Raw genomic sequence first — 23,933 nt, forward strand, 5'->3', positions numbered from 1 at the left:
CGGCTGCACCGATCCACTGTAGGAGCCAGGCTTGCCGGCGAAGGCGGCCTCACAGCCGACTTTTCTCCTTCAGGTGTACATATCCATTCCTGCGGTAACGGCCACTTACGGTTTCGCTTTTACAGCGAGTCACTTGGAAAAACGGAACGCCGCCCGGCCCCAAGTAACCAAGGGCTCTTGCCCCTGGCGTTCGGCCCCTCGCTGAGGCTCGGGGTACCCTCGAGGGGGCAAGAAAATCAAAAGCCAGATCGCAATCAAAAGCGAGGCGGCCGACCGGCCGGCCTGATTGGAAGCCATACGCATACCTCCTGTAGGAGCGAGCATGCTCGCGAAAAACCCGAGAGCACCGGGGGCTACCTGGTGCCCCGCGTCATCGTTAACGACCATCGTCGGAACGCCGCCCGGAGCATGCTCGCTCCTACAGGGGATCCAGGGGTATCCGTAAAAGTCAGGTCGTCTGTCAGGCCGCCTCGCTTTTGCTTTTGATCGTGGGCGCCCCGTTAAACCACGATGGCCGAACGCAGGCATTGCGCAGTGGGTAAACCGGCAGGACGCCGGTTTAGCCGCGCTGGGCCAGGGACAGCCCATCGCGGCGACCCACGGAGCAATGCCTTCGATACGGCATGCCGAGCCTAAGCGAGGCACCGAGTGGTGGGGCAAGAGCGTTTGGTTACTTTGCGCCGGGCGGCGTTCCGCTTTTCAAAGTTACCCGCTGTAAAAGCGGAACCATAGGTGGCCGTTACCGCAGCAATGGATATGTACTCAGACAACAATCTCCCACAGGCTCCGACGCGGCATGGATCAACGTTGGCAGAGGCTGATGAAGGAGCTGCCGAAGGCTGCGATCTTGGCGCCTCCCTACACCAGCCGCTCAATCTTCTGATGCTGCCACACCAGCTTGTAGTACAGAGTCTGCAACGCCAGCATCCCCAGATACGCCACCGGAAACGCCATCCACACCCCTTGCAACCCAAACCGCGCATCCAGCAGATACGCCACCGGCAACTGCACACCCACCACGCACACAATCGAAATCGCCACCGGCACCATCACCGTGCCGCTGGCACGCATGATGCCGCCGATGATCGCCTGGAAGCCGAACACCAACAGGCTCCAGAGCATGATGTGCAACAAGTGCTCGGCCATGCTGCGCGTCGCGTCCTCGGTGAGGAACGAGCCCAGCAACCAGTGCGACAGCAAATAGCCCAACACCACCAACCCACCGGTCAGGCACACGTTGATCATCAACCCCGTGCGCAGGATCGGTCCGATCCGCTCGATGCGCCCTGCCCCGATCGCCTGCGCGCCGAGGATCGACGCTGTGATCGCAATCGACAGCGCCGGGAACTGCACGTAATTGACGATCTGCGTCACCGCGCCGTACGCCGCCGTCGCCTGGGAACCGTGCTGGTTCACCAGCGCCAGGATCACCAGCTCCGACAACGACAACACCACCATCTGCAACCCGGTGGGCAAACCGATGCGCAACACCTTGCCGAGGATCGCCATGTCCAGCTTCATGGCCGCGAAAAACTCCCGGTCGGGCGCCAACGGATGGCCCTTGCGAATCAAACGCCATGCCAGCCACCCCATCGCCGCCAGGTTGCCCGCCAAGCCGGCAAACGCCGCACTCTGAATCCCCATCGGCGGCAAGCCCAACCACCCACGAATCAACGCTGGCGTCAGTGCCAGGCCGATACAGGTCGACACCACCAGCGCCAACAACGGCGACAACGTATCACTCACCCCGCGCAACAACTGCGTGAACAACACAAACACCAACAGCGTCGGCATGAACCACAACATCACATGGGCATACGCCACCGCATCGTCCAGCACATCCCCCGGTGTCCCCAACCCCACCAAGGAAGACCGTGCGAACACACTACCCACCACGGCTGCCACCAACCCGATCAACAACCCCAACAACAACGTCGACCCGGCAATCGCCTTCACCAAATGCGTCTCCCGTGCCCCCCACGCTTGCCCGATCAACACACCCGCCCCCGCACCGAGGCCGATGACCAGGGCGATGAAAAAGAACACGATGGGGAACATGCCGGACACGGCTGCCAGCGCCTGGGTGCCGAGCATCTGGCCGATGTAGATGCTGTTGACGGTGCCAGACATGGATTGCAGGAAATTGGACAGAACCATGGGGGCGAGGAACAGCAGGTAGGTTTTCCAGAGGGCGCGTTGCGGTTGGGCTGGGGTTTGCATTGGGTGGAGGTCCATCTCGACGGCTGGCGTGTTGATTGAGGATAGCTTCGGTGGCGGAAACCAACGGGCGATGACCATCTCAGGTCTGTGTTTGGATTTCCAGCAAAGTGATGGGAAAGGTCTGAAGTTTCATCGTCGCAGGTCCTACATAAAGCTCGGAATGCCTCACCTTGCCCATCGATCCGATGAAGCTTATAGTCCGCCCCGTCGCCCAAATGGCGACTCAGGTTTGGCGACCTGACTGATCGGATGCAAAAGCTCTGTGCTTTCTTGCAGGTGCTTTTGCACGTTCGCAAAGCTGTCTTTATGGCAGCTGTGCGCGGGAGACCTTCGGGTCTGCCGGATTCCGATCCCGGTTCGCCAACCTGCGTACAGCTGTCACCCATTTGTTTGGCGACGAATGAGGGACAGTCCACCTTTGCACTGATCGGAGTTTTCACCTATGGAAAGATACATGCCCCTCACCGGAATCGACCTGATCCCGGCCTCTCTACTCATCGACACTCAAGCCACACTCGACGTTCTGCAAGCCATGGCGGATTACCGCATTCGCACGGTGACGCAGGTACTGGAGAACATCGCCTTTCGCGCAGAGATTGGTTGCGATACGGTGGTATTGTCGGACTTTTCCAAGCTGCTGGCGATTCCGTTGCGTGATGGCTGTGACTTGATGGATGTGATTGGGCGTCGCTTGCGGGCGCAGGCGGCGGAGTAAATGAAAAAACGCAGATAACAAAAAACCCGCACAAGGCGGGTTTCTTGAGGTGTTTCGGGTGGTGTTGGAGCCACCTGAAAGCGAAAGGTGGTGCCCAGAGACGGAATCGAACCGCCGACACGGGGATTTTCAATCCCCTGCTCTACCGACTGAGCTATCTGGGCCGCGGCGCAATTAAACGTTTTTTACTGCTGGGGCGTCAAGCACGAACTCAAAAAAACTTATTAAATACCTATAGTTACGATTAGAAGTCACCAGTTGGTCGTCAGTTTTTCAGATTTTTTTGCAAAACCGCCTTACTCGTTTGCTCATAAGCGAAGGACATTGTGAGGACCAGATAGTCCAGGCACTCTAGTTTTCACTCCAATACCTGACCAGCTCATCCGTGCGATCCGCGACTCGTGGGGTCTTACTGAGCACGACACAGCGAGTCGTACCCACATACTCTTCGATCAGGTAGAGGGTGTCTCCGACGTCGACTCCCATCTCCTGCAATGTCTCATCTGGGATACGAATGCAGCCATCACCCTCCCAGTCCTCGATGACCACCTTTTTGACGTTGTTCATAAACACACCTCGGTAATGCTGAAAAATCGTGATTATTGGCTCACTTTCGGTCAGCAGAAAAATGCCATCCGCAAACCCAAACTATTCTCTTCACAAAGCGTCTTCTACTTAATGCTGCGGACATGCCTTCGCAACTCAAGACACGGAACTCCACAAAGGAATAGTGATGACTTTTTACATTTTTCTCCTGGCCTGCGGGGCTGCGGCCAGCACAGGCATTTTTTTCCAACCGGGCCAGTGGTACGAATCTCTCGCCAAACCCGGTTTCACGCCGCCCAACTGGCTGTTTCCAGTCGCCTGGACGACTATTTACCTGTTGCTCGCCTGGGCTGGGTATCGGTTGACCCAGATACCTGATAGTCAGGTAGTGCTGGCTTTGTGGGCCGCGCAGATTGCACTGAATACGCTGTGGACGCCGGTGTTTTTCGGCGCTCAACGTATTCTCGCCAGCATGGTGATCCTCGCGCTGCTTTGGCTTGTGGTCGCTGTAATGGTGGTTCTGGCCTTGCGGCTTGATGTGATCACCGGTTTGATCCTGTTTCCATATCTAGTGTGGCTTTGCCTGGCCGGCGCGTTGAACTTCTTCATCTTGCGCAATAACCGCTGATATAAGCCTTCAGGTGCGAATTTAGACTCCACGGTGAGGAGGGCGTGATGATGAAATCCCGATTCGAAGCAAAGCTTCTTCGTCCGACAAAGCTTGGTAATGATACGTCGTGGGCGTTCGTAGTGCTGCCAAGAGAAGTGAGTGAACAACTTCCGAGGCGAGGAAGGACGACAGTCGAAGGCGCGATCAATGGGCACCTTTTCCAGGCAACCCTGGAGCCGGATGGTCAGTTGAGCCATTGGTTGCAGGTCAGTCGCGAGCTACTCGCAGCCGCAGGCGCGGCCGTTGGGGATGTCGTCACCCTCGAGCTAACCCCCGTGAAAAAGGAACCCGAACCTGAGATCCCCGCAGATTTTCAGGAGGCACTGGCAGCCACTCCTCAGGCTCATGAAGTCTGGAAGAATACGACGACCCTCGCACGGGTAGACTGGATACACTGGATGACTTCAGCCAAGCAACTCAAGACGCGCGCAAAACGAATAGGTGATGCCTGCGATATGCTTGCATCCGGCAAGAAGCAGGTCTGCTGTTTCGACCAGTCCGGTTTCTACAGCAAGGCCTTTCGGGCGCCCGAGGCAGAAGATTTTTAGATGGGGCATTCCATTGCCCCCTCTACCCCCTCACTTCAGCCTTGCTTGTTGCCCCCTTTCTCAAAGACATGCAACACCCGCCCCTAAGCAAACGTTCACTCCAGCAACGAAACCAGACGCGGCTCAATCGCCCCTTCTTGCACGTCAAGCAACGCCAATGTCACCGGCAACTTGAACCGTCGCGGCCCTGCACTGCCTGGATTGAGGTACAGCCGTTCACCGCGCCACTCAATGCACGGCTTGTGGGAATGCCCGGTAATCACCAGCCTCGTGCCTGGCGCCAGCACTGCCGGGGCATCGGCAATGTCATGCACCAGCAACGTCTGCCATCCCTCAAGTTCGAAACTCAGGTGGTCGGCGAGATGTTCCGCCCACGCAGCTGCCAGGTCATTGTTCCCGCGCACGACATGCAGTGGCGCAATCAACGCCAGTTGTTCGAGTACTTCCGGCTTTCCGATGTCGCCGGCATGAATGATTCGTTCACAGCCCTGCAACGCCGCGAGTGCTTCGTTGCGGAGCTGGCCATGGGTATCGGAGATCACGCCAACTTTCATGCAAGGCTCCAGGTCAGTCTCGAGGATATACGCTCCCCTGTTCCGGCGATTGCGTGTTCCGGGATCAGGTGCTTGACTCACTTCGGCGAATCCGGGCCTTGACCACACCCGGATTCATCGGCGATCTGTACTTTCATTGATCCAGGTCGCAAAACCGTGCGATCGACACTGGATAATATTTTTTTGAGGTTTTTCAATAGGCTATAGATGACCGCCCAACTCTTTGCTGTTCATGGCCTGGTGAGTTTCACCCTGGCCATCCTGCTGCTCTTCCTGGGCAAGACACTGGTCCAGCACAGCACCTTGCTGCGTCAATACTGTATTCCAGAATCGGTGGTCGGCGGCTTTGTGTGTGCGGCGGTCACGAGTCTGTTGTACTTCGGTCTCAACATCCAGGTCGAGTTCGATCTGCAAGTACGCGACACCATGCTGCTCTATTTCTTTGCCGGTATCGGCTTGAGGTCGGACATGCGCCAGCTGATCAAGGGTGGGCGACCGCTGCTGATCCTGCTGGTGCTCGCCGCGGTGTTCATTTTCCTGCAGAACGCGCTGGGCATGGGCATGGCCGAGGTTTTCGGGCTTGATCCCAAGGCTGGCCTGATGGTGGGCTCGATTTCCCTCACCGGAGGGGTCGGCACGACCCTGGCCTGGGCACCGCTGTTCGTCGAAAGGCTGGGCATCCAGAACGCGCACGAATTGGGGATCGCCAGCAACACTGTCGGCCTGATTGCCGCTTGTGTGATCGGCGGCCCTATCGCCAACCGCCTGATCCGTCGCCATCAACTGACGCCATCCGGGGATGCGGCGCTGGAAGTCGGCATCCTCGAACAACAGCAAAGCAAGCCATTGGACTACTACGACGTGCTCTGGGCGTGGATGTGGCTCAATTTGACCTTGATGCTCGGTTATGGGCTCAACCTGCTGCTGGTCGATAGCGGGATCACCCTGCCCAAGTTCGTCAGTTGTCTGTTCGCCGGTATCGTCATTCACCACCTCGTGCGGGGGCTGATCGGCGAGCAGCGCCTGAAATCCTGGAGCGGCGCCAGCCAGGGTCTGTCGCTGATTTCCGATGTCTGCCTGGGTATGTTCCTGACCATGGCGCTGATGGGCTTGCAGTTGTGGCAGCTCAGCGGCGCGCTGTTGTTTATCGCTTGCGCATTGACCCTGCAGATCCTGTTGACCGTGCTCTATACGTATTTTCTGGTCTTTCGCTTCATGGGCCGCAATTACGAAGCCAGCGTGATCGCTTCAGGCTTCGGTGGTATTGCGCTGGGTTCCACCGCGACAGCCATCGTCAATATGACGACCGTGACCCAGAAGTACGGTGCGGCTCACCAGGCCTTTCTGATCGTGCCGCTGGTGTGCGGATTCTTCATTGACCTGGTCAACGCCGTGATTATCGGGATGTTCAGTGGGCTGTAGCCGCTCGTTTTGCTTGAACGGCTAACGCGCCGCGCTCCGGGTCCCGGCAAACGCGCTCGTACCCAACCAGCGCCACAGGTTTTGCGCATCCTGCGCTGCGCCATCCACACGCAGCTCTCGCGACTCAAGCACCTCCCGCGGTGTGCGGTCGCCCGCCCATACCTCAGTCAAGGCACGCACGCTTGAATCCACAACGAGCGTCAATTCACGCCCGGGGTCGTCGCGGCACAGGTCTGCCACACCCTCCTCGACCACCAGCCACCACGCTTGCTCGCCGGACCGCGCGTCGCGAAATTTGAACTGGATGACCACCGGTCGGGACGGAAACGTCTCGAGACGCACGAACCGGCGCACGTCCCACATGAGCAGGCCCGCGTCGAGTTGATCATCGCGCAGGCGACTGCCGATCCAGCGCGCGCCCCAATGCCCCAGCGCCATGATGATGGGGCGCAATTCCTCGCCCGCCTCGGTCAGGCTGTACTCCCAGACTTTGCCAACCGCGGTGCGATGCACCACGCCGATTTCTTCCAGATGGCGCAGCCGCTGTGCCAGCAAGCCGGTGGACATCCGGGGGACGCCGCGGTGCAGTTCATTGAAGCGTTTGCTGCCGCACAACAGTTCGCGCACGACCAAGGGTGTCCAGCGCTCGCACAGTGCCTCGGCACCGCGCGCGACCGTGCAGAACTGACCATAGCTTTCGTTCATTGCCTGCACTCCCATCGCTGCAACGCTTCAGATATTGAACTAGCCCCGCGACTTCGCCACGCGCACGCTCAAGTCTCCGACAGCCAACCGCCCCAGGAGAACATCATGACCAAGATCGCCATTATTCAGCGCCCGCCCGTGCTGCTCGATCGCAGCGCGACGATCGCCCGGGCCGTGCAATCGGTCTCTGAGGCCGCGACGGCGGGAGCTTCGCTGATTGTTCTGCCCGAATCGTTCATTCCAGGTTACCCGTCGTGGATCTGGCGGCTGGCGGCGGGAAAGGACGGCGCTGTCATCGGCCAGTTGCATACGCGGTTGCTGGCCAATGCCGTTGATATTGTGAACGGTGACCTGTGCCAATTGTGCGAGGCCGCCAGGGTTCACGCGGTGACGATCGTGTGCGGCATCAATGAATGCGACCGGCGCAATGGAGGGGGCACGCTCTATAACAGCGTAGTCGTTATCGGCGTGAACGGCGCCGTGCTCAACCGACACCGCAAACTGATGCCCACCAATCCCGAGCGCATGGTGCATGGCTTTGGTGATGCGTCCGGGTTGCGCGCGGTGGATACACCGGTCGGCCGCGTGGGGGCGCTCATCTGCTGGGAAAACTACATGCCGCTGGCGCGCTACGCGCTGTATGCCCAAGGGGTGGAAATCTATGTCGCGCCCACTTACGACACTGGCGAGGGCTGGATCAGTACGATGCGTCACATTGCCCTCGAAGGCCGCTGCTGGGTGCTTGGCAGTGGCACCGCGCTGCGCGGCAGCGACGTCCCTGACGACTTCCCGTCCCGTGCGCAACTGTTTGCCGATCCAGACGAATGGATCAACGACGGCGACTCGGTGGTGGTCAATCCCCAAGGCCGGATCGTGGCCGGCCCATTGCACCGAGAGGTGGGCATTCTGTATGCGGACATCGACGTCTCACTCGTGGCCCCTGCACGGCGGGCGCTCGACGTCACCGGGCACTATGCACGCCCGGACATTTTCGACCTGCAGGTGCGACGCACGCCGGCGACAGCGGTGCGCTACATCGACGGGTGAAGACAGGTAACGTTTGTGCGAGCTATCGCCTGACCATTGATCAAGGAGTCATGCCATGAACATTGAACAGTCTTACAAAGGCAGTTGTTTTTGCGGTGCGGTCGAGTTCACCGTCAGCGGTGAGCCGGCCGCGATGGGCTATTGCCATTGCGAGTCGTGCCGGCACTGGTCGGCGGGGCCGGTCAATGCCTTCACCCTGTGGAAACCGGAGGCGGTGCAAGTGACTCGGGGCGCCGACAACATCGGCACCTACAACAAGACACCACAGAGTTACCGCAAGTGGTGCAAGACGTGCGGCGGACATCTCTTCACCGAGCACCCGGGGATGGGACTCATCGATGTGTATGCTGCGCTCATCCCGGATCTTGAGTACACGCCAGGGGTTCATGTGCATTATCAGGAGTCGGTGTTGCGTATTGAAGATGGATTGCCGAAGTTCAAGGATGTGCCGAAAGAATTGGGAGGATCCGGCATTAGCATGTAGGAGCGAGCATGCTCGCGACGGTCGTTAACGATACCGCTGTAAACTTGGCACCCCACGGCGTACGGTCTTTCGTCGGTACGCCGCTCGGGACAACAATGGGCACAAAGTTGAAGGCAATCAAGTAAGCCGGTGCCATGCAATTGCCTCGAACCCAATGAAATTGGAATCATGCAACGAGTGCTAATGTGAGATTTAATGCGAAGCATGCTTCGGCGGCGCTTCGACGATGGACTGAAAAATAACGGAGTTACCTACATGGAAGTTTTCACCCAGTTGCAACCCGCGCAATGCAAAGGAATGGAGGACATCAGACGTGAGATCGATGCCCTCGACCAGGCCGTTATCAAGTTGTTAGGCAGGCGATTCCAGTACGTGCTTGCGGCTTCGAAATTCAAGACCTCTGCGGCCTCGGTGCGTGCTCAGGAGCGGTTCAATACCATGCTGGCAACACGTCGTGAATGGGCCGAGGCCGAGGGCCTGAGCCCGGACGCAATCGAAAAAATGTATAGCGATCTGGTTAAACATTTTATTGCCGAGGAGATGAAGCACTGGTCGGCGCAATTGCCCCAGACCTGACCCCGGTGCTTTGCATGTCCAACCCCTTGCAACCTGGATATGCGCTGTAGGAGCCGGCTTGCTGGCGATCGCAGTTCATCAGGCGACATTAGTGTCGACTGCACGTCCGCGATCGCCAGCAAGCCGGCTTCTACAGGATTAGCGAGGATCGTCATGGCTGTCCACATACTCAAGCCCCAACGGACCCGTCCCGTAGACCTGCGAGATGTACTCACCTGATTTTGCCCAATGGAAGTGCGGCGTATTGGCCGGGAGTATCACGACGCTGCCCGGCCCGTAGGCAACCAGTTTGTCCGGATCGAAAACCGTTCCGAAGCCAATATAGAAAACACCGGACATGACGGTGTAGATACGATCTTCAGGATGAACATGGGGCATTAATCGAATGCCATTGGGCACTTTGACTCGTACCACGTAGGGTGCTGGCTTGCTCGGGTCGCCGGCGATAACAGCCAGTTTTACCTCTTTGGGGAAGGCGGGGAAGCTGCGCCATTCCACGTCTTCACTATGCAAGGAAGCGGTTTTATCGAGTGGCAAGGGTTGTGCCTGAGTGGACGGCATGATTGCGCTTGCAACAAGAAGTGCTGCCAGGGCAGTTGTTTTCATAATGCGTTGAACCATGAGAGTCACCTTGACTACGCCATAAACAAATCGTCAGGCTGACTCTATGGGCGATTGGCGTTGATGATAACGATGTGATTGGGCATTACAGTTGATACGCAATGTAATCAATGCCCGGTGCCGCATCATCACGCTAACAAGGGGTCGCGAGCGGCCCCTATCAATCGCATCGATGTTCACCATCACTTCAATGAAGTTCTCTAAAAAAATCCGCGGCGTAACATCAGCTCCATACCAACCAACAACACCCCGGAGCACACGATCATGAAACGCCAGACCCTCCTCAGCATCGCTTTCTCGGTTTTCGCAGTTAACGCTTTTGCCGCTACCTCTGTTCAGCCTGTCGTGGCTGAAGGTGGCTCGGATCGTCTGATTGAAAGCCGAGTGGCCGAGGGTGGTTCGGATCGCTTGATCGAGAATCGCGTCGCAGCCGATGGTTCGGATCGCCTGCAAGGCAACACCGTCGCTGCCGATGGTTCTGACCGCCTGCAAGGCAACACTGTCGCCGCCGATGGTTCCGACCGCCTGCAAGGCAACACCGTCGCTGCTGATGGTTCCGACCGCCTGCAAGGCAACACCGTCGCCGCTGATGGCTCGGACCGCCTGCAGGGCAACACCGTCGCCGCCGATGGCTCCGACCGCCTGCAAGGCAACACTGTCGCCTGACCCCATCGCTGCACCGCACCCGCAAAAAGCCCGGCCTGATCAGCCGGGCTTTTTCGTGTTCACTGCACTGAGCGGCATCCATCGACTGCTATTGGTCCGGGAACCGAAGGTATTTCGGGCAGAATTTTTATGTTTGCTACTATCAATGGACGGCGTCGAAGTTGAGGTCCGGGATTTGCACAATCGGCTCGCATTCACCTGGCATTGATCCACTCATTTCAAATCTGCCTGACCACAGGGAGCTGTGATGCGTACTCCATTTTTTTACGTGTTGTCAGCGATGTTTTTTCTGAGCAGCCCGCCCCTCGTGGCGCAGGCGGCGGATACAGTCCCCACCCCGACAGCCAGCCCTGCCAATACGGCAGCGACCACGATACCCGCCAAAGACCCGGTGTTTACCCAGGAACAGCTGGATCAAATGCTCGCCCCCATCGCGCTCTACCCGGACCCGCTGCTGGCACAGGTGCTGATGGCGTCCACCTATCCCGGGGAAGTCGCCGAGGCCGTCACCTGGTCGAAGGCTCACCCAGACGCCAAGGGCGATGACGCGGTCAAGCAAGTGGCGAACCAGCCCTGGGACCCGAGTGTGCAGGCGCTGGTTGCCTTCCCGCAGGTCTTGGCAACACTGGGGCAGGATCCGGTCTGGGTCCAACGCCTGGGTGACGCCTTCCTGGCGCAGCCCGACGACCTCATGAATGGCGTACAACGCTTGCGTCGCCAGGCCCAGGCAGCCGGTAACCTGCAGAGCAACCAATATCAGAACGTAACGATCCAGAACGCTGCGCCACCGCCCCCCGCATCGACCGCCACGACCACAACGCAGGCTCCGGCCCAGGCCCCCGCCAGCAGCAGCTCCACCATCATCATTCAGCCGGCCGATCCGCAGGTGGTGTACGTCCCCACCTACAACCCGACAACCACCTACGGCACCTGGGCCTATCCCGCATCGCCACCTGCCTACTATCCGCCGCCGCCCGCCTATTACCCCGGTCAGGCGCTGATGGCCGGGCTGGCGTTTGGCACCGGTGTGGCCATCGTCGGTGCGCTGTGGGGTGAATGTGACTGGGGTAATAACGACGTCGACATCGACGTCAATCGCTACAACAACATCAATGCCAACAACCGCATCACCAACAATCAGAACAAGTGGCAGCATAACGCCGCGCATCGCAATGGCGTGCCCTATCGGGACAACAGGAGCCGCGAACAGTACGGCCGGCAACTGGGAGGTGCCAGTCAGCGCCAGGCCTATCGAGGGGACAATGCCCAGCGCGCCCAGGCGCGTGAAAATGCCCGTAGCTCGATGGACCGGCACGGTATCGAACGACCTGCCACCAGCAACCTTGAGGCCCGTGATCGGGCGCGCGAAGCCCAGTCCAGGGCCTCGGCCGGCAATCGGATGCAAGCCGAAGCAGACAGGCCGAAAGCGGCCGATAGGCCGAGGGCTGCTGACCGGAGCCAAAATACCGCCAGAAATACTCGGGAGAATCAGCAATCGAGAGTTCAGCAACCGAGGAATCAGGCCAACCAGACGAATCAACGTGCACAGACGCGCCAGGCGGCGCAAAACCGCCAGGCCTCGCCGGCCGTCAATAGAGGCAGTGCCCGCAACAATGCCTTCGCCGGTGCGCGTTCGCCGTCCCAGGCCAACCTGCAAGCCAATCGTGGCCGGGCCAGCCAGGCTTCCTTCCAGCGCCCCAACGCCTCGAGGGCAGCCGGTCATCAGATCAGTCGGCCATCCGGCGCAGCGCGTTCAAGGGGGGGCCGCCGTTGAATAACCATCCTCGAGTAAAGGCACGCAAGAGTGTGCTTATGCATGCCCTGGCGCTCACAGTCGCCATGGCCTGGTCGTGCATGGCGACGGCGCAGCAGGAATTTGCAACGCCGGAAAAGGCCGCTGAAGCATTCGTCGAAGCATTGGGTACGAAAAATGCCGATCAGAAACGCCTGGCCGAGTTGCTGGGTGAAGACTGGCGCAGTTTCATCCCTCGCGACGGTGCCGAGCGCGAAGACGTGGAGGCGTTTTTGAAGCTATACCACGAGCAACACCAGATTGAAAAAACCGGCGACAACAAGGCGATTCTGTCGGTGGGCAGTGAGCACTGGACACTGCCTATCCCCATCGTAAAAGGCGCGAAGGGTTGGCGTTTCGACATCAAGGCCGGCAGTGCGGAGCTTCGTACCCGGCAAATTGGCCGCAACGAGCTGGCCGCGGTGCAATCGGCGCTGGCCTATCACGATGCCCAGATGGACTACGCCTCGGTGGATCGCGACGGTGACGGCGCCCTCGAATACGCGCAGAAAATCTTCAGTACCGCCGGCAAGCATGACGGACTCTATTGGGCGGACGACGATAGCGGACAGATCAGCCCGTTGGGGCCCGAGTTCGGCAAAACCATAGCCGGCCAACCCTGGCATGGCTACCGCTTCCGCATCCTGCTGGGCCAGGGGCCTTCCGCACCGGGCGGGGCCTATAGCTACCTCATCGGGGACAAGATGAGCCGGGGCTTTGCACTGATCGCCTGGCCGGCGAAATACGGTGAAACCGGGGTGATGAGCTTCATGATCAGCCATGAGGGACAGGTCTTCGAAAAAGACCTGGGGCCTGGTAGCGAAAAGCTGGCGCAGGCGATGAAGCGCTTTGATCCGGATGACAGCTGGACTGAAGTGCCGGCCGATGAAGAGAAGGCGGACTGACTCGAACCCGTGACGCTCTGCGTCACCACTGCGCGAACCCCAGCCTTGCGTTGCTATCGGAACGCGGAGCGTCCCTGGCGGCATTCCCACGCAGAGCGTGGGAACGATCAGGTGTACGCAAACAGATCCAGAATCAGGCTAGCCGGCCGTTTCGCTTAGCGCGGACTCCAGCCCTGCGTTGCTAGCGGAACGCAGAGCGTCCCTGGCGGCATTCCCACGCAGAGCGTGGGAACGATCAGGTGTACGCGCACTTACCATCGCGCAGATCAGCCTCGCTTTCGACGGTTTTTTTCATCCTCATCCAGCGCCTGGCGAACCAGCGCCCGCGCTGCCCAGGCGGTAGTAGCGAGTGATTCTTCGATACTCGCGCCACCGATATCGCGCACGGCAATCAATGCCTCTGTGCCCATGACGATCGACAGCGCCTGCTTCAGGCGCTTGCGCGCCTTGGGTGACAGTACGTCTTTCATCGAGTCGACAATCGGCTCGATGTAGCTCAGGCGGCGGCCCGGTCGCAGGGGCTCGTGGGACTCGCTTTCGAGCCATACGGTCATGAACGAGCGCTCCATCACGTGCAGGCCGATCTCGTCGTCGATCAGCAGTTTGTTCAACGTGTTCGCCGCCAGGCCCATACCCTTGACCGGATCGTCCCCCGGCTGCCAGATGCGTTCCAGCGGCGGCATGTCACGATCGGCCGCTGTCTCGCTGATCAACGCCTCGACCGTGGGAAAGTAGCGATAGGCCGTGGCGCGCGACACCCTGGCGCGCTCAGCCGCTTGCGCCACCGTGGGCTGATGACCTTCATCGCGCAAGGCGATGGCGGCCTCGATCAGCGCCTGGCGGGTGCGCAATTTCTGGTTGACGCGACCTTGCGCATCACCCTCACCGATCGACGGGCTTGACTTGGGATTCGACATGGAATAAATGATACCTTGTCTTGTAATGAGACATGAGTCTCATAATAGACGTAAGGCAGCGGATCTGCCACCGCCCCTGTGCACGGCATCTGCGGGCATCACGATTTCAGGGATTTTCCAGCAACTGAGCGCGCCTCAGGGCGCTTGAGGTGAATGCCATGAATCACACTCCCCGTTCGCGGACCTGGTTTCGACTTGCTGCCCTCTACTTTGCCATTGGCGTGATGCTGGGGGTGACGATGGGTGCCTCTGGCGACCACTCGCTCTTCGCCGTACATGCCCACATCAATCTGTTGGGATGGGTATCGATGGCACTGTTCGGCGTCATCGGCGCATTGCACCCGAGCATGACCGAAGGTCGCGCGGCTGCAGTGCAGTTCTGGACGTACAACCTGGGCGTGCCGGTGATGCTCGGCGCGCTGACCCTGCGGCTGAAGGGCTTCGCGTCGATCGAGCCACTGATTGGCGTCGCATCGATCCTGATTGGCGTGAGTGTGCTGCTGTTTGCCTGGCTGGTATTCTCGCGCATCGGCGTTGTTGCCGGGTACTTGAGCCGTACGACAGGCGAATCACGCCTGTCGTGACCCGGTAGCTGCTGCCGCGGGTGCCGTAAGGACAAGGCACCCGTAGCGAGATATACGACTACTTCTCTACTGCGCCACCTGCAGGCGCAACCGGCTTCGACGTGACAAGCCAGCCTGCAACGCGAACGCCAGGATCACGGTCGAGGGTGCTGAAAAGCTGCCCAGGCCACCACCGCCATACATCAGGGCAAGGCCCGCTGCCGTGGCGCCAAACCACGCCGTCAGGCCCACCGGGTTGAATGCAGCCACGCGTTCCAGCGCCGCCACGTCACTGCGCCCATAAAGAATCTGCGCCAACGCCACGCCGACCCAGGCCACCACAAAAATGCCCTGGTAGGCCAACGCCTTGAGCAAATAGGCAAACACATCGGCGAGCATCAAGCCGTACACGATCACCCCCACCGCCAGGGCCCACGCCCAGTACGCACCACGCACTCCGAAACGGGCAAAGAATGCCTGCATGTTGAGCGTCGCCAGGTAGTAATTGGCGGTATTGATCCGGGTTTGCGTGGCCCAGACAAACAACAACCCCCACAAGCCCATCAACTGTAGGATCGCCATGACCACCGACACTTCGTTCAACGCGCCTTCATGGGGAATGCTGCTGACCAGATAGATGCCCGCTGCGCCGTTGAGCAAAAACGTCACCGCGTAGAACGGCATGCCGAAGTTCCAGCGACCGTGATACCCGGCGTCTTCTTCCTTGCCAAACCGGGCGTAGTCGAAGGTGAACAGCATCAGCACCCAAACCCCCATGTAGGCGACAAAGCAGTCCCACCAGCCGAAGGCGCTGGGGGTTGCCGGGCCGAAATCCAGCCATTGCGGTTGGTAGCCATACCGGCTGATCGACAGCCCCACCGCCACCAGCAATCCGCCCAGGTAGACCGGCAGCAGCACGCCATTGAGCTTGTCCAGCCAATGCTGCACGCTGCCCAATATCATCGGCACGCTGTACAGCACCACCAGCAACGCGGCCAGTGGATAGACCAGTTCCGGGTACAGGTGATTGAGCGCCACGGCGATCACCGAACCTTCGAACACCGCGTAATAGATCGCCGTGGAAAAGAAGATCAGGGTGGCCAGGCATGCTCCGGTGCTGCCGAACAACAGCCGCGAAAACAGTGCCACCGACAAGCCGCTGCGAATCGCGAAGCGACTGAGCACACTGTTGACCAATCCGTAACTGATCACCGACAGGACCATGCCGATCAGCGCATTGCGCGCGCCATAAGACAGCGCCAGGGAAGCGCCCACCACGATGTAGAACATCGCACTGCACACCGCCCACCAGGCCATGGTCAGGGACAGTCGGCCCATGCGGGCTTGAGGTGGAACGGGGTGATTGGCCGGGTCCTGCCCGGTTTGACTCGATTGCGATAAAGCAGCCATATGCGTGAACTCCAGAACCAGTCAAAGGTTGAAGCGCGGGCAGCCGCCACCGCACCGTAGTGCGGCGTTGGCTTGCCGTTTGGCTTTACCCGCGCAGTGCGGCGGGCAGCGTCAGGAAGGGAACAGCTTGCTCAGGCAGCTGAGTTTTTTCTTATAGGAACGTCGCGCTTCCAGCGCTTCTTCGAGGGTCACCGCCACGAAACGGGCTTTCTGATTGGGTTGCATCTGGCCGATCAGGTCGAGGTCGGCGCTGATCACCGTACCGATCATCGCGTAGCCACCACCGGACACCGCATCACGGTGCAACACGATGGGTTCGAGTCCCGCGGGGACCTGTATCGAGCCGATCGGGTAGCAACTGTCGACGATGTTCGACGGATCGGAGCCGGCGCCGAAGGGTTGCTCGCGCGGCTGAAAGCTCAGCGGGCTGCCGCCCTTGAAGCGATAGCCGATACGGTCCGCTTCCGAGCCGACGGTCCAGGCCTCGGCGAAAAAGCTGTCCGCCGCCGCTGGGGTCAACCGGTCGTAGTACAGCCCCGGCACCACGCGCAGGGTGATTTCGCCACCCAGGGATTGACGCAACGCCATGGGCAGACTGGCCCCGGCGCGGCCCTTGCCGCTGGCAACACCCATCGGCAATTCATCTCCGGCAATCAGGCGACGGCCCTGGAAGCCACCGAGGGCGCCCAGCGCGTAGGTGGAACGACTGCCGAGGACCACCGGCACATCGATACCGCCAGCCACTGCCAGATAAGCCCGTGCGCCGGCCTTGGGAAAATCGAAGCGCAGCACTTGCCCGGCCTTGACCGTGAAGGCGGTGTCGAGATGCATGTCCACACCATCGACCTTTGGCGTCATGTGCGCACCGCACACGGCCACCAACGCGTCTTGCGCAAATTCCAGTTCCGGACCGAGCAACGTGCATTCAAGCGCCGCCGCACCCGGCGGATTGCCGACCAACTGGTTGGCTGCGCTCAACGCGTATTGGTCGAGCGCCCCGGAAGGCGGAATGCCGAGGTGGTAGTAGCCTTCGCGGCCCAGGTCCTGTACCGAGGTCGCCAGACCGGGTTTGAGTACCTTGATCATGCCAGCACCTCCTGCAGCGACTTGGGATAGCCGACGGGGTCAGCCAGGAAAGCATCCCGGGAAAACTCCACCGGACGAATCCGCAGATCGAAACGTCCGGCTTCCACTTCGGCCACGGCAACGTCATAGGCCTCCCGGTCCATCGGCTTGAATTGCACGATGTCGCCCGGGCGGAAGAACACCATGTGTTCCTTTAGGTATGCCAGGTTCTGCTGCGGGTCGTAGATCGGTGCCGGCGTGACGCCGAACATCTGATAACCACCGGCGCCGCGCACGGAGTAGATGCAGCCGAAGCATCCGCCATGACCCAGGGTCAATTTGGGTGTATCGGTGCGCGGCCGCAGGTACTTGGGCACCTGCAACTGACGCTCGCGCTCGACCATCTGGAACATGAACGGCAACCCCGCGACGAAACCGACCATCGAGACAAACCATGGCGCGCCACTGTGCGCGGCGATGAACGCCTCGACGTCCGCCAGGCCATTGATCCGCGCAGCGTATTCCAGGTCTGTCGCACTCGGGTCCTGGTGGCGGTCACGAAAACGCATCAAGGTTTCATGGGTCCAGGGATCGTTATAGAGCACCGGAATCTCGATGATCCGGGTCTGCAACGTGCGCTCGGCCACGGCCTCGGCTTCTGCGCCTTTTACCGCTTCGAGCAAGGTGTGAGGCGCGATACGGTCGGGGTCGAAACGGATCTGGAACGAGGCATTGGCCAGGCACACATCGAGCACGCCATCCAGCGCCAGTCGCTCCACGGCGCGGGTCACGGCCATGCCCTTGAAAAACGCTTCAAGGGACATGCTGTCGCTGACTTCGGCGAACAAATGCTCGTCGGCGCCAAAGCTGTAGCGGATTGCGGTACTCATGCTTCACCTCCGCTGCGGCGCTCGGCCAGCCAGGTTTCCAGGGTGCCAGTGTGGAAGTCGGCGCTGTGCAGCCACGGTTGTTCCAGGAGCTCACCGTGCAGCGACAAGGTGCTGGCCATGCCGGTGAGCGTGGTCTGCGCGACGGCGACTCGCGCACGGGCCAACGCTTCGTTGCGGTCGCGGCCATGCACAATCAGCTTGGCCAACAGCGAATCATAGTACGGCGGCACGCGGTAGCCTTGGTAGAGATGGCTGTCGACCCGCACACCCTCCCCTTGCGGCCAGGTCAGTGATTCGACCAGGCCTGGGCTGGGGAAGAAATCCCGCGCCGGGTCTTCGGCATTCAGGCGCATTTGCAAGGCGGCGCCATTGAGCTGGATGTCGCTTTGCTTGAAGCCCAGCGGCTCGCCACCGGCAATGCGCAACATGGCCTGGACCAGATCGATACCGGTAATGAGTTCGCTGACCGGGTGTTCCACCTGGATCCGCGTATTCATCTCGATAAAGAAAAACTCGCCGGTGGCGTCGTCGTACAAATACTCCAGGGTGCCGGCGCCCTTGTAGCCAAGGGCCTCGGTCAGGCGCACGGCACTGGCGCAAAGCGTCTCGCGCTGTTGTGGGTTGAGGACCGGCGACGGTGCCTCTTCGAAGATCTTCTGCCGCCGACGTTGCAGCGAGCACTCGCGCTCGAACAGGTGCACTGCGTGCTGGCCATCGCCCAACACCTGAACTTCGATGTGCCGGGCCTTGCCGATAAACCGTTCCAGATACACCGCACCGTTACCGAATGCGGCCTGGGCTTCGCGCTGGGAACGGGGAAACTCTTCGCTCAGTTGCTGGGCGTTTTCCGCCAGGCGAATACCACGTCCGCCACCACCGGCCGAAGCCTTGATCAGCAACGGGAAGCCTACGGATTCGGCAGCCTTGAGCGCCGACTCGACGTCGAACAGCTCACCGGGGGAACCGGGCACCACCGGCACGCCAGCCGCTTGCGCGGTGCGCCGGGCTTCGGCCTTGTCGCCCATGCGCCGGATCGTCTCGGCGCCGGGCCCGACGAAGATCGCGCCGGCGGCGACAACCGCTTGCGCAAAATCGGCGTTCTCCGAGAGAAAACCGTAACCCGGGTGTACCGCATTCGCACCGGTGGCTTTCAGGGCGCCGAGCAATGCCTCGACGTTCAGGTAACTCTTGTCAGCGCGGGCGGGGCCAAGGATATGGACCTCGTCGGCCATGCGCGCTGCCTGGGAGTCGACGTCCGCTTCGCTGCAGGCGGCAACGGTGGGAATCCCCAGCGCTTTGGCGGCGCGGATAATCCGCACAGCGATTTCGCCACGGTTGGCGATGAGTAATTTACGAATACCTTGAGTCATGATCGCCCCCTACCCTCAATGGCCATCGAGCGTTGCGATGACCTGACCCGGTTCCACCGGATCGCCGTCTTCGACCAGGAAGGCACTGAGGCGACCGGCCGTCCCGGCGGTCAGTTCGGAAAACTGCTTCATGACCTCGATCAGGCCAATCACGGTGTCGGCGCTGACCTCTGCGCCCGGCTCGACGTAGTTCGGCGAGTCCGGTGTGGCTTTACGGTAGAAGGTGCCCGGCAACGGGGTAATAACGGTTTGTTCGGCCATGTCTGTTCCTCTTGGAATAGTTGTAGAAAGGCAGGCATAAAAATGGATCGGTGTTTGAACCCTGGCGTCTCTGTGCCTGGTGTTTCGTTGTGCTCCAGGGCTCAGCGCGGTGCGCGAACCTTGATCCCCGCGTCATCCAGCGCCTTGCGTGTGGCCTCGACCAATGCCAGGGCACCCGGTGTATCGCTGTGCAAACAGATGGAATCGAATTCGATGGCCAGGTCTTCGCCTTCGACAGTGCGCACCACACCTTCCTGGCAGGCACGCAGCACCCGCGCCGCCACTTGGGTCGGGTCGTAGGCTCGTACGTTGCGGGTAAAGACGATGGAGCCGCTGAGGTCGTACTCGCGGTCGGCGTAGAACTCGCGGATCACCGGTTGGCCGAGTTCCCGGGCGACGTGCCAGATCACTGAGTTGGGCATGCAATACAGCAGCAACTCCGGCTCCAGGCGCTGGAGATTTTCCACCAGCAAACGCGCAGCTTGCTCGTCGCGGGCCAGGTGCATGTACAGGGCGCCGTGAGGTTTGATGTGTTGCAGCGCCACGCCCTGAACCCGGGCGAGTTCACGCAGCGCACCCAACTGGTAAAGCATGTCGTCGACCAGTTCCTGGGCCGGTGCATTGATGTGCCGGCGGCCGAAGCCGACCAGGTCGCGGAACCCCGGATGCGCGCCGATGGCCACGCCCAGTTGCTTCGCCCGTTCGACGGTGCGGCGCATGGTGCTTGGGTCGCCGGCGTGGAAACCGGTGGCGATGTTGGCGGTGCTGATGAAGCCCATCAGCTCATTGTCAACGCCATCGCCGATGGTCCATGGGCCAAAGCCTTCGCCCATGTCCGAATTGAAATCTACTGCCTGCATGACGCTTGCTCCTGACGCTTGTGACTTCATGCAGGCCACGTTAAATTCCCGCCAACCCCTTGGGAAGATCTATTATCAGAGGGGCCATCTTCTGAAAAACAGATAACCCTGAAAAACAGACAACGGAGCGCCCATGTCACTGACCCTGCGCCAGGTCCGCTATTTCGTCGCCACCGCGGAGATCGGGCAAATTTCCCAAGCGGCCATTCACCTGAACATTTCCCAGTCCGCGGTGACCACCGCGATCAAGGAGCTGGAAGCCATGCTCGGCACGCTGTTGTTCCAGCGCTCGGCCCAGGGCATGAGCCTGACCGATGCCGGGCGGCATTTTCTCAACCGTGCCTATGTGATTTTGCGCAGCGTCGACGACGCGCTGAATAGCCCGCTGCCGGACGTCCGCGCCAGTGGCCTGTTACGTTTGGCCGCGAGCTACACGGTGATCGGCTACTTTCTGCCGCACCACCTGCAACGGCTTGAACACTGGCACCCGGACGTAGCCATCGAGGTCCACGAACAAGAGCGCACGGCCATCGAGCAAGGCCTGCTGGAAGGAAAATTCGACATGGCGGTGGTGCTGACCGCGAACCTCACTCACCCGGACATCGTTTCGGAAACCCTCTTCAACTCCGAACGCCGGTTATGGCTGCCCAGCCATCACCCCCTGCTCGAACGCTCCGCCGTCAGCCTGGCTGACGTTGCGCAAGAGCCCTTTATCCTGTTGACCGTCGACGAAGCCGAACAGAGCGCCAAGCGTTACTGGGAACACGCGCACCAGCAGCCAAACGTACGGATACGCACCAGTTCAGTCGAAGCGGTGCGCAGCATGGTCGCCAATGGCAGCGGCGTGGCGATCCTCTCGGACCTGGTGCACCGCCCCTGGTCGCTGGAGGGCAAACGCATCGAAACCCTGACCGTCACTGACAAGGTAACCCCCATGAGCGTAGGCCTGGCCTGGCATCGCGAGCGCGATTTCAGCCCGGCCATGCAAGCGTTTCGTAACTATTTCCACGATGCATTCCTGGCGCCGCAACAACTGTCGGCACGGCGCTAGTTCACCCGTCGAAGCTGTGTTCCAGGTTCGTCATCCGGCCGCGGAACGTTGCCTTTTTATGCGGTACATATCGTCGTCCGCATGGCTGAGCAGCGTATCGGCATCCTCTCCGTCCGCGGGATAACAGGCGATACCGATACTGCAGGACGGCATTGTGAGTACGGAAGAGTCGGCATCCGGTGGCTCGGCCAAGACCGCGAGAATCTGCGCCACTTTCTCGTACACGTCGCCCTGGGACTGGATATCCGTCAACAACACTGTGAATTCATCACCGCCCATCCGGGCCACCGTGTCCGTCTCGCGCACGCAGCCTTGCAGCCGACGGGCAATCATGCGGAGCACCTGATCGCCCGCTGCATGGCCATGGACATCGTTGATGCCTTTGAAGTCATTGACATCCAAAAACAGCAACGCCAGGCTGCTGTCGTGGCGCTGTGTCGCGCGCAGGGCCGCATCCAGCCGATCATTGAACAGCGCCCGGTTGGCCAGCCCTGTCAGCGGGTCATGATGGGCGAGGAAGCGCAATTCCTCCTCCGCCTGCCAGAGGGCCGTGACGTTGCGCGCAACGCCGATCCGCGCCCCCACCTCCTCGGACCAGAAGGCTGCCCACAGGATGTGCACGACTCCGCCATCCTTGCGGATATAACGGTTGCGGAAATCGAAGTGCGGCTGGCCATTCATGACCCGGACAATGGAGGCTCGCGTTTTCGCCAGGTCGTCAGGGTGCATGTAGTCAGTGATCGGGGTGCCGGTCAGCTCGTCAGCACGGTAACCAAGCAGCGCCTGACAGGCATCACTGACAAATACGATCTGGTTATCCCTGTCGACCACGAAGACCGTGTCCAGCATCAGATGGATCAGTTTGGGGTAGAGCGCTTGCAGGTCAACGGGCATAGGTCAGCGAGTCCCGGTTCATGTAGCCTGATCATGCCTGATCGCGAAGGGAGGCGGCTAGGCGTGCGGCAAGGTTTTGCTGGCCCAATGCCGACTCAAGCGGATTGCCTGCGCCAGGTGCCGGGCGATGTACCGAACTGGCGCTTGAAGGCGCGACTGAACGCCGCTTCGGATTCGTAGCCGACTGAAAAGCCGATTTGCGCCACATTCCCCCGCCCTTCTCGCAAGTGTTGAGCCGCCACGTGCATGCGCCAGAGCGTCAGGTATTGCATCGGTGGCTGTCCGACCAATGCGGTGAAGCGCTGGGCGAATACCGAGCGCGACATGCCCACCTCGAGCGCCAGGGTTTCAGCGGTCCAGCCCTCGGTCGGACGCGCATGGAGCAGTGCCAGTGCGCGCCCGATATGCGGATCGCGCAAACCCGCCAACCACCCGCGCCGCTCTGCCGGAAGGCTCGCTACATACTGGCTGACGGCTTCGACGAAAAGCAATTCAGACAGTTTGGCAATGACTGCCGTTGAGCCGACGCGTCCTGCCGCTGTCTCGCTTACGGCGAAACGGAACGAGCTTTCGATCCAGGCCCCCGAAGCCGTCGCACGCATGTCCAGTTTGAGTACCGATGGCAGCGATGAAAGCAACGGACTGAAGGGGGTTTCAGAGCCGAGGAAACCGCACAACAGCTGTGTGGTCTCCCCATCCCCGCCGCACTTGATGCGTGAAATGCCGCCGACTGACGGCGGCGTAATGACGTCGCGCGCCGACATGGGTGTAAAGCCCAGGTCACTGCCAAACGTATGAACATCATTGCGAGGTAGCAGGATCAATTCGCCTGCGCGCACGTCGAGGGGGGCGCCATCGTCGACGCGCAATTGCATGTGCCCCGCCGCGACAAAATGCGAGGCAATGATATGTCGAGGCGCCGCCACGAACGGTTTGCAATCGTCGGCAGAGATTCTGCCGCTCATGCACCAGGGCGCAGTGAACTCTGCCTCGAGGAACACTCCCCCAGACAGCCGGATCACACGCAACACATCGGAAAGCGCATCGAGCATTTGCCACCCCTCCTTTACGGAGTCTGGAGCAAGTAATCAGGCGCAGCGGTCATTCTTCACCCGGACGGCGAGGCCTAGATTAGCACCAACGCGGACCCAGCGATCAGCACTCTCCCCAGAGGCTTTATC

At 60.3% G+C, this 23,933-nt stretch carries 26 protein-coding genes and 1 tRNA gene; 12 read left to right on the forward strand and 15 right to left on the reverse strand.

What is annotated here, in order from left to right:
- Positions 1-858: 858 nt before the first annotated feature.
- Entirely contained in the window at positions 859-2,220 is a 1,362-nt protein-coding gene (locus tag AC3WWR_RS12270; RefSeq protein WP_033044603.1) for an MATE family efflux transporter, read from the reverse strand.
- Between the two features lie 442 nt (positions 2,221-2,662).
- On the opposite strand from AC3WWR_RS12270, the gene AC3WWR_RS12275 reads away from it, so the two are divergent.
- Positions 2,663-2,935 (forward strand): hypothetical protein, encoded by a 273-nt coding sequence (locus AC3WWR_RS12275; protein WP_083349343.1) that lies wholly within the window; start codon positions 2,663-2,665, stop codon positions 2,933-2,935.
- Positions 2,936-3,023: 88 nt separating this feature from the next.
- Here the strand turns inward: AC3WWR_RS12275 and AC3WWR_RS12280 are convergent.
- Positions 3,024-3,099 (reverse strand) — tRNA-Phe (locus AC3WWR_RS12280).
- Positions 3,100-3,286: 187 nt separating this feature from the next.
- Complete coding sequence (locus AC3WWR_RS12285; protein WP_033041483.1) at positions 3,287-3,502, reverse strand: hypothetical protein; 216 nt, start codon at positions 3,500-3,502, stop codon at positions 3,287-3,289.
- A 166-nt stretch (positions 3,503-3,668) separates the two neighbouring features.
- Between AC3WWR_RS12285 and tspO the strand changes: the two genes are divergently transcribed.
- Together tspO and AC3WWR_RS12295 are read left to right on the forward strand one after the other, a co-directional pair.
- On the forward strand, positions 3,669-4,109 hold the full coding sequence (gene tspO / locus AC3WWR_RS12290) for a tryptophan-rich sensory protein TspO (RefSeq protein WP_432668317.1): 441 nt from the start codon (positions 3,669-3,671) through the stop codon (positions 4,107-4,109).
- 47 nt (positions 4,110-4,156) lie between these two features.
- Positions 4,157-4,699, forward strand: a complete 543-nt coding sequence (locus tag AC3WWR_RS12295; protein WP_432668318.1) for a YdeI/OmpD-associated family protein — start codon at positions 4,157-4,159, stop codon at positions 4,697-4,699.
- 95 nt (positions 4,700-4,794) lie between these two features.
- Here the strand turns inward: AC3WWR_RS12295 and AC3WWR_RS12300 are convergent, their stop codons facing one another.
- Positions 4,795-5,253, reverse strand: a complete 459-nt coding sequence (locus AC3WWR_RS12300) for a metallophosphoesterase family protein (protein WP_020800713.1) — start codon at positions 5,251-5,253, stop codon at positions 4,795-4,797.
- A gap of 207 nt (positions 5,254-5,460) precedes the next feature.
- Between AC3WWR_RS12300 and gltS the strand changes: the two genes are divergently transcribed.
- Positions 5,461-6,675 carry a sodium/glutamate symporter gene (gene gltS / locus AC3WWR_RS12305; RefSeq protein ID WP_033042937.1) on the forward strand — a complete coding sequence of 405 codons (1,215 nt, stop codon included), beginning with the start codon at positions 5,461-5,463 and terminating at the stop codon, positions 6,673-6,675.
- A 21-nt stretch (positions 6,676-6,696) separates the two neighbouring features.
- Here gltS and AC3WWR_RS12310 read toward each other — a convergent pair whose 3' ends face one another.
- A complete protein-coding gene (locus tag AC3WWR_RS12310) occupies positions 6,697-7,380 on the reverse strand; it encodes a winged helix-turn-helix transcriptional regulator (protein ID WP_020800716.1) in 684 nt (227 codons plus the stop codon).
- Positions 7,381-7,485: 105 nt separating this feature from the next.
- Between AC3WWR_RS12310 and AC3WWR_RS12315 the strand changes: the two genes are divergently transcribed.
- The 3 genes from AC3WWR_RS12315 (at position 7,486) to AC3WWR_RS12325 (ending at position 9,487) form a co-directional block, all read left to right on the forward strand.
- Positions 7,486-8,427: a carbon-nitrogen hydrolase family protein gene (locus AC3WWR_RS12315; RefSeq protein ID WP_492598725.1), complete on the forward strand. Its 942-nt coding sequence runs from the start codon at positions 7,486-7,488 to the stop codon at positions 8,425-8,427.
- 55 nt (positions 8,428-8,482) lie between these two features.
- Positions 8,483-8,911 (forward strand): GFA family protein, encoded by a 429-nt coding sequence (locus AC3WWR_RS12320; RefSeq protein WP_110754947.1) that lies wholly within the window; start codon positions 8,483-8,485, stop codon positions 8,909-8,911.
- A gap of 255 nt (positions 8,912-9,166) precedes the next feature.
- Positions 9,167-9,487 carry an isochorismate lyase gene (locus AC3WWR_RS12325; RefSeq protein ID WP_454866125.1) on the forward strand — a complete coding sequence of 107 codons (321 nt, stop codon included), beginning with the start codon at positions 9,167-9,169 and terminating at the stop codon, positions 9,485-9,487.
- A 138-nt stretch (positions 9,488-9,625) separates the two neighbouring features.
- Here the strand turns inward: AC3WWR_RS12325 and AC3WWR_RS12330 are convergent, their stop codons facing one another.
- Positions 9,626-10,108 carry a cupin domain-containing protein gene (locus AC3WWR_RS12330; protein ID WP_492598726.1) on the reverse strand — a complete coding sequence of 161 codons (483 nt, stop codon included), beginning with the start codon at positions 10,106-10,108 and terminating at the stop codon, positions 9,626-9,628.
- Between the two features lie 264 nt (positions 10,109-10,372).
- On the opposite strand from AC3WWR_RS12330, the gene AC3WWR_RS12335 reads away from it, so the two are divergent.
- From AC3WWR_RS12335 to AC3WWR_RS12345, 3 genes are all read left to right on the forward strand, one after another.
- A complete protein-coding gene (locus AC3WWR_RS12335) occupies positions 10,373-10,774 on the forward strand; it encodes a hypothetical protein (protein WP_083349355.1) in 402 nt (133 codons plus the stop codon).
- A 247-nt stretch (positions 10,775-11,021) separates the two neighbouring features.
- Positions 11,022-12,548, forward strand: a complete 1,527-nt coding sequence (locus AC3WWR_RS12340) for a DUF3300 domain-containing protein (RefSeq protein ID WP_492598727.1) — start codon at positions 11,022-11,024, stop codon at positions 12,546-12,548.
- 38 nt (positions 12,549-12,586) lie between these two features.
- Positions 12,587-13,471 carry a DUF2950 domain-containing protein gene (locus tag AC3WWR_RS12345; protein WP_083349347.1) on the forward strand — a complete coding sequence of 295 codons (885 nt, stop codon included), beginning with the start codon at positions 12,587-12,589 and terminating at the stop codon, positions 13,469-13,471.
- Between the two features lie 266 nt (positions 13,472-13,737).
- On the opposite strand, the gene AC3WWR_RS12350 is transcribed toward AC3WWR_RS12345, so the two are convergent.
- Positions 13,738-14,388, reverse strand: coding sequence for a TetR/AcrR family transcriptional regulator (locus AC3WWR_RS12350; RefSeq protein WP_454866128.1), 651 nt, complete (start codon positions 14,386-14,388; stop codon positions 13,738-13,740).
- A gap of 158 nt (positions 14,389-14,546) precedes the next feature.
- Here AC3WWR_RS12350 and AC3WWR_RS12355 point away from each other — a divergent pair, with 158 nt between their 5' ends.
- Positions 14,547-14,972 (forward strand): hypothetical protein, encoded by a 426-nt coding sequence (locus tag AC3WWR_RS12355; protein WP_033043890.1) that lies wholly within the window; start codon positions 14,547-14,549, stop codon positions 14,970-14,972.
- A gap of 66 nt (positions 14,973-15,038) precedes the next feature.
- On the opposite strand, the gene AC3WWR_RS12360 is transcribed toward AC3WWR_RS12355, so the two are convergent.
- The 6 genes from AC3WWR_RS12360 to AC3WWR_RS12385 all read right to left on the reverse strand — a co-directional run bounded on the left by AC3WWR_RS12360 (position 15,039) and on the right by AC3WWR_RS12385 (position 20,807).
- Positions 15,039-16,361: a purine-cytosine permease family protein gene (locus AC3WWR_RS12360; protein WP_033043891.1), complete on the reverse strand. Its 1,323-nt coding sequence runs from the start codon at positions 16,359-16,361 to the stop codon at positions 15,039-15,041.
- A gap of 111 nt (positions 16,362-16,472) precedes the next feature.
- Complete coding sequence (locus tag AC3WWR_RS12365) at positions 16,473-17,447, reverse strand: 5-oxoprolinase subunit C family protein (protein ID WP_033043893.1); 975 nt, start codon at positions 17,445-17,447, stop codon at positions 16,473-16,475.
- Positions 17,444-18,316 (reverse strand): 5-oxoprolinase subunit B family protein, encoded by an 873-nt coding sequence (locus tag AC3WWR_RS12370; protein ID WP_454866129.1) that lies wholly within the window; start codon positions 18,314-18,316, stop codon positions 17,444-17,446. The genes AC3WWR_RS12365 and AC3WWR_RS12370 overlap by 4 nt, the downstream gene beginning before the upstream one ends.
- Positions 18,313-19,686: an acetyl-CoA carboxylase biotin carboxylase subunit gene (locus AC3WWR_RS12375; RefSeq protein WP_454866130.1), complete on the reverse strand. Its 1,374-nt coding sequence runs from the start codon at positions 19,684-19,686 to the stop codon at positions 18,313-18,315. The genes AC3WWR_RS12370 and AC3WWR_RS12375 overlap by 4 nt, the downstream gene beginning before the upstream one ends.
- A 15-nt stretch (positions 19,687-19,701) precedes the next feature.
- The gene (locus tag AC3WWR_RS12380; RefSeq protein WP_020800700.1) at positions 19,702-19,947 is read right to left on the reverse strand and encodes an acetyl-CoA carboxylase; all 246 of its coding nucleotides are present in this window, start codon (positions 19,945-19,947) and stop codon (positions 19,702-19,704) included.
- A gap of 101 nt (positions 19,948-20,048) precedes the next feature.
- Positions 20,049-20,807 (reverse strand): 5-oxoprolinase subunit PxpA, encoded by a 759-nt coding sequence (locus AC3WWR_RS12385; protein ID WP_020800699.1) that lies wholly within the window; start codon positions 20,805-20,807, stop codon positions 20,049-20,051.
- Between the two features lie 133 nt (positions 20,808-20,940).
- On the opposite strand from AC3WWR_RS12385, the gene AC3WWR_RS12390 reads away from it, so the two are divergent.
- On the forward strand, positions 20,941-21,858 hold the full coding sequence (locus tag AC3WWR_RS12390) for a LysR family transcriptional regulator (RefSeq protein WP_020800698.1): 918 nt from the start codon (positions 20,941-20,943) through the stop codon (positions 21,856-21,858).
- A gap of 30 nt (positions 21,859-21,888) precedes the next feature.
- On the opposite strand, the gene AC3WWR_RS12395 is transcribed toward AC3WWR_RS12390, so the two are convergent.
- Both AC3WWR_RS12395 and AC3WWR_RS12400 read right to left on the reverse strand, forming a co-directional pair.
- A complete protein-coding gene (locus AC3WWR_RS12395) occupies positions 21,889-22,752 on the reverse strand; it encodes a diguanylate cyclase domain-containing protein (protein ID WP_492598728.1) in 864 nt (287 codons plus the stop codon).
- Between the two features lie 95 nt (positions 22,753-22,847).
- Positions 22,848-23,804 carry an AraC family transcriptional regulator gene (locus tag AC3WWR_RS12400; protein ID WP_020800696.1) on the reverse strand — a complete coding sequence of 319 codons (957 nt, stop codon included), beginning with the start codon at positions 23,802-23,804 and terminating at the stop codon, positions 22,848-22,850.
- Positions 23,805-23,933: the final 129 nt, after the last annotated feature.

The organism is Pseudomonas sp. EB271-G4-1, assembly GCF_058791355.1.

Excerpts from the sequence above, each read along its gene's own strand:
- AC3WWR_RS12360 (WP_033043891.1), bottom strand. The coding sequence starts at position 16,361 with ATGGCTGCTTTATCGCAATCGAGTCAAACCGGGCAGGACCCGGCCAAT.
- AC3WWR_RS12270 (WP_033044603.1), bottom strand. The coding sequence starts at position 2,220 with ATGCAAACCCCAGCCCAACCGCAACGCGCCCTCTGGAAAACCTACCTG.
- AC3WWR_RS12385 (WP_020800699.1), bottom strand. The coding sequence starts at position 20,807 with ATGCAGGCAGTAGATTTCAATTCGGACATGGGCGAAGGCTTTGGCCCA.
- AC3WWR_RS12395 (WP_492598728.1), bottom strand. The coding sequence starts at position 22,752 with ATGCCCGTTGACCTGCAAGCGCTCTACCCCAAACTGATCCATCTGATG.
- AC3WWR_RS12380 (WP_020800700.1), bottom strand. The coding sequence starts at position 19,947 with ATGGCCGAACAAACCGTTATTACCCCGTTGCCGGGCACCTTCTACCGT.
- AC3WWR_RS12345 (WP_083349347.1), top strand. The coding sequence starts at position 12,587 with ATGCATGCCCTGGCGCTCACAGTCGCCATGGCCTGGTCGTGCATGGCG.
- AC3WWR_RS12285 (WP_033041483.1), bottom strand. The coding sequence starts at position 3,502 with ATGAACAACGTCAAAAAGGTGGTCATCGAGGACTGGGAGGGTGATGGC.
- AC3WWR_RS12300 (WP_020800713.1), bottom strand. The coding sequence starts at position 5,253 with ATGAAAGTTGGCGTGATCTCCGATACCCATGGCCAGCTCCGCAACGAA.
- AC3WWR_RS12390 (WP_020800698.1), top strand. The coding sequence starts at position 20,941 with ATGTCACTGACCCTGCGCCAGGTCCGCTATTTCGTCGCCACCGCGGAG.
- AC3WWR_RS12350 (WP_454866128.1), bottom strand. The coding sequence starts at position 14,388 with ATGTCGAATCCCAAGTCAAGCCCGTCGATCGGTGAGGGTGATGCGCAA.
- AC3WWR_RS12330 (WP_492598726.1), bottom strand. The coding sequence starts at position 10,108 with ATGGTTCAACGCATTATGAAAACAACTGCCCTGGCAGCACTTCTTGTT.
- AC3WWR_RS12275 (WP_083349343.1), top strand. The coding sequence starts at position 2,663 with ATGGAAAGATACATGCCCCTCACCGGAATCGACCTGATCCCGGCCTCT.
- AC3WWR_RS12355 (WP_033043890.1), top strand. The coding sequence starts at position 14,547 with ATGAATCACACTCCCCGTTCGCGGACCTGGTTTCGACTTGCTGCCCTC.
- AC3WWR_RS12365 (WP_033043893.1), bottom strand. The coding sequence starts at position 17,447 with ATGATCAAGGTACTCAAACCCGGTCTGGCGACCTCGGTACAGGACCTG.
- AC3WWR_RS12325 (WP_454866125.1), top strand. The coding sequence starts at position 9,167 with ATGGAAGTTTTCACCCAGTTGCAACCCGCGCAATGCAAAGGAATGGAG.
- AC3WWR_RS12310 (WP_020800716.1), bottom strand. The coding sequence starts at position 7,380 with ATGAACGAAAGCTATGGTCAGTTCTGCACGGTCGCGCGCGGTGCCGAG.
- AC3WWR_RS12375 (WP_454866130.1), bottom strand. The coding sequence starts at position 19,686 with ATGACTCAAGGTATTCGTAAATTACTCATCGCCAACCGTGGCGAAATC.
- AC3WWR_RS12315 (WP_492598725.1), top strand. The coding sequence starts at position 7,486 with ATGACCAAGATCGCCATTATTCAGCGCCCGCCCGTGCTGCTCGATCGC.
- AC3WWR_RS12400 (WP_020800696.1), bottom strand. The coding sequence starts at position 23,804 with ATGCTCGATGCGCTTTCCGATGTGTTGCGTGTGATCCGGCTGTCTGGG.
- AC3WWR_RS12320 (WP_110754947.1), top strand. The coding sequence starts at position 8,483 with ATGAACATTGAACAGTCTTACAAAGGCAGTTGTTTTTGCGGTGCGGTC.
- AC3WWR_RS12335 (WP_083349355.1), top strand. The coding sequence starts at position 10,373 with ATGAAACGCCAGACCCTCCTCAGCATCGCTTTCTCGGTTTTCGCAGTT.
- AC3WWR_RS12370 (WP_454866129.1), bottom strand. The coding sequence starts at position 18,316 with ATGAGTACCGCAATCCGCTACAGCTTTGGCGCCGACGAGCATTTGTTC.
- AC3WWR_RS12295 (WP_432668318.1), top strand. The coding sequence starts at position 4,157 with ATGATGAAATCCCGATTCGAAGCAAAGCTTCTTCGTCCGACAAAGCTT.
- tspO (WP_432668317.1), top strand. The coding sequence starts at position 3,669 with ATGACTTTTTACATTTTTCTCCTGGCCTGCGGGGCTGCGGCCAGCACA.
- gltS (WP_033042937.1), top strand. The coding sequence starts at position 5,461 with ATGACCGCCCAACTCTTTGCTGTTCATGGCCTGGTGAGTTTCACCCTG.
- AC3WWR_RS12340 (WP_492598727.1), top strand. The coding sequence starts at position 11,022 with ATGCGTACTCCATTTTTTTACGTGTTGTCAGCGATGTTTTTTCTGAGC.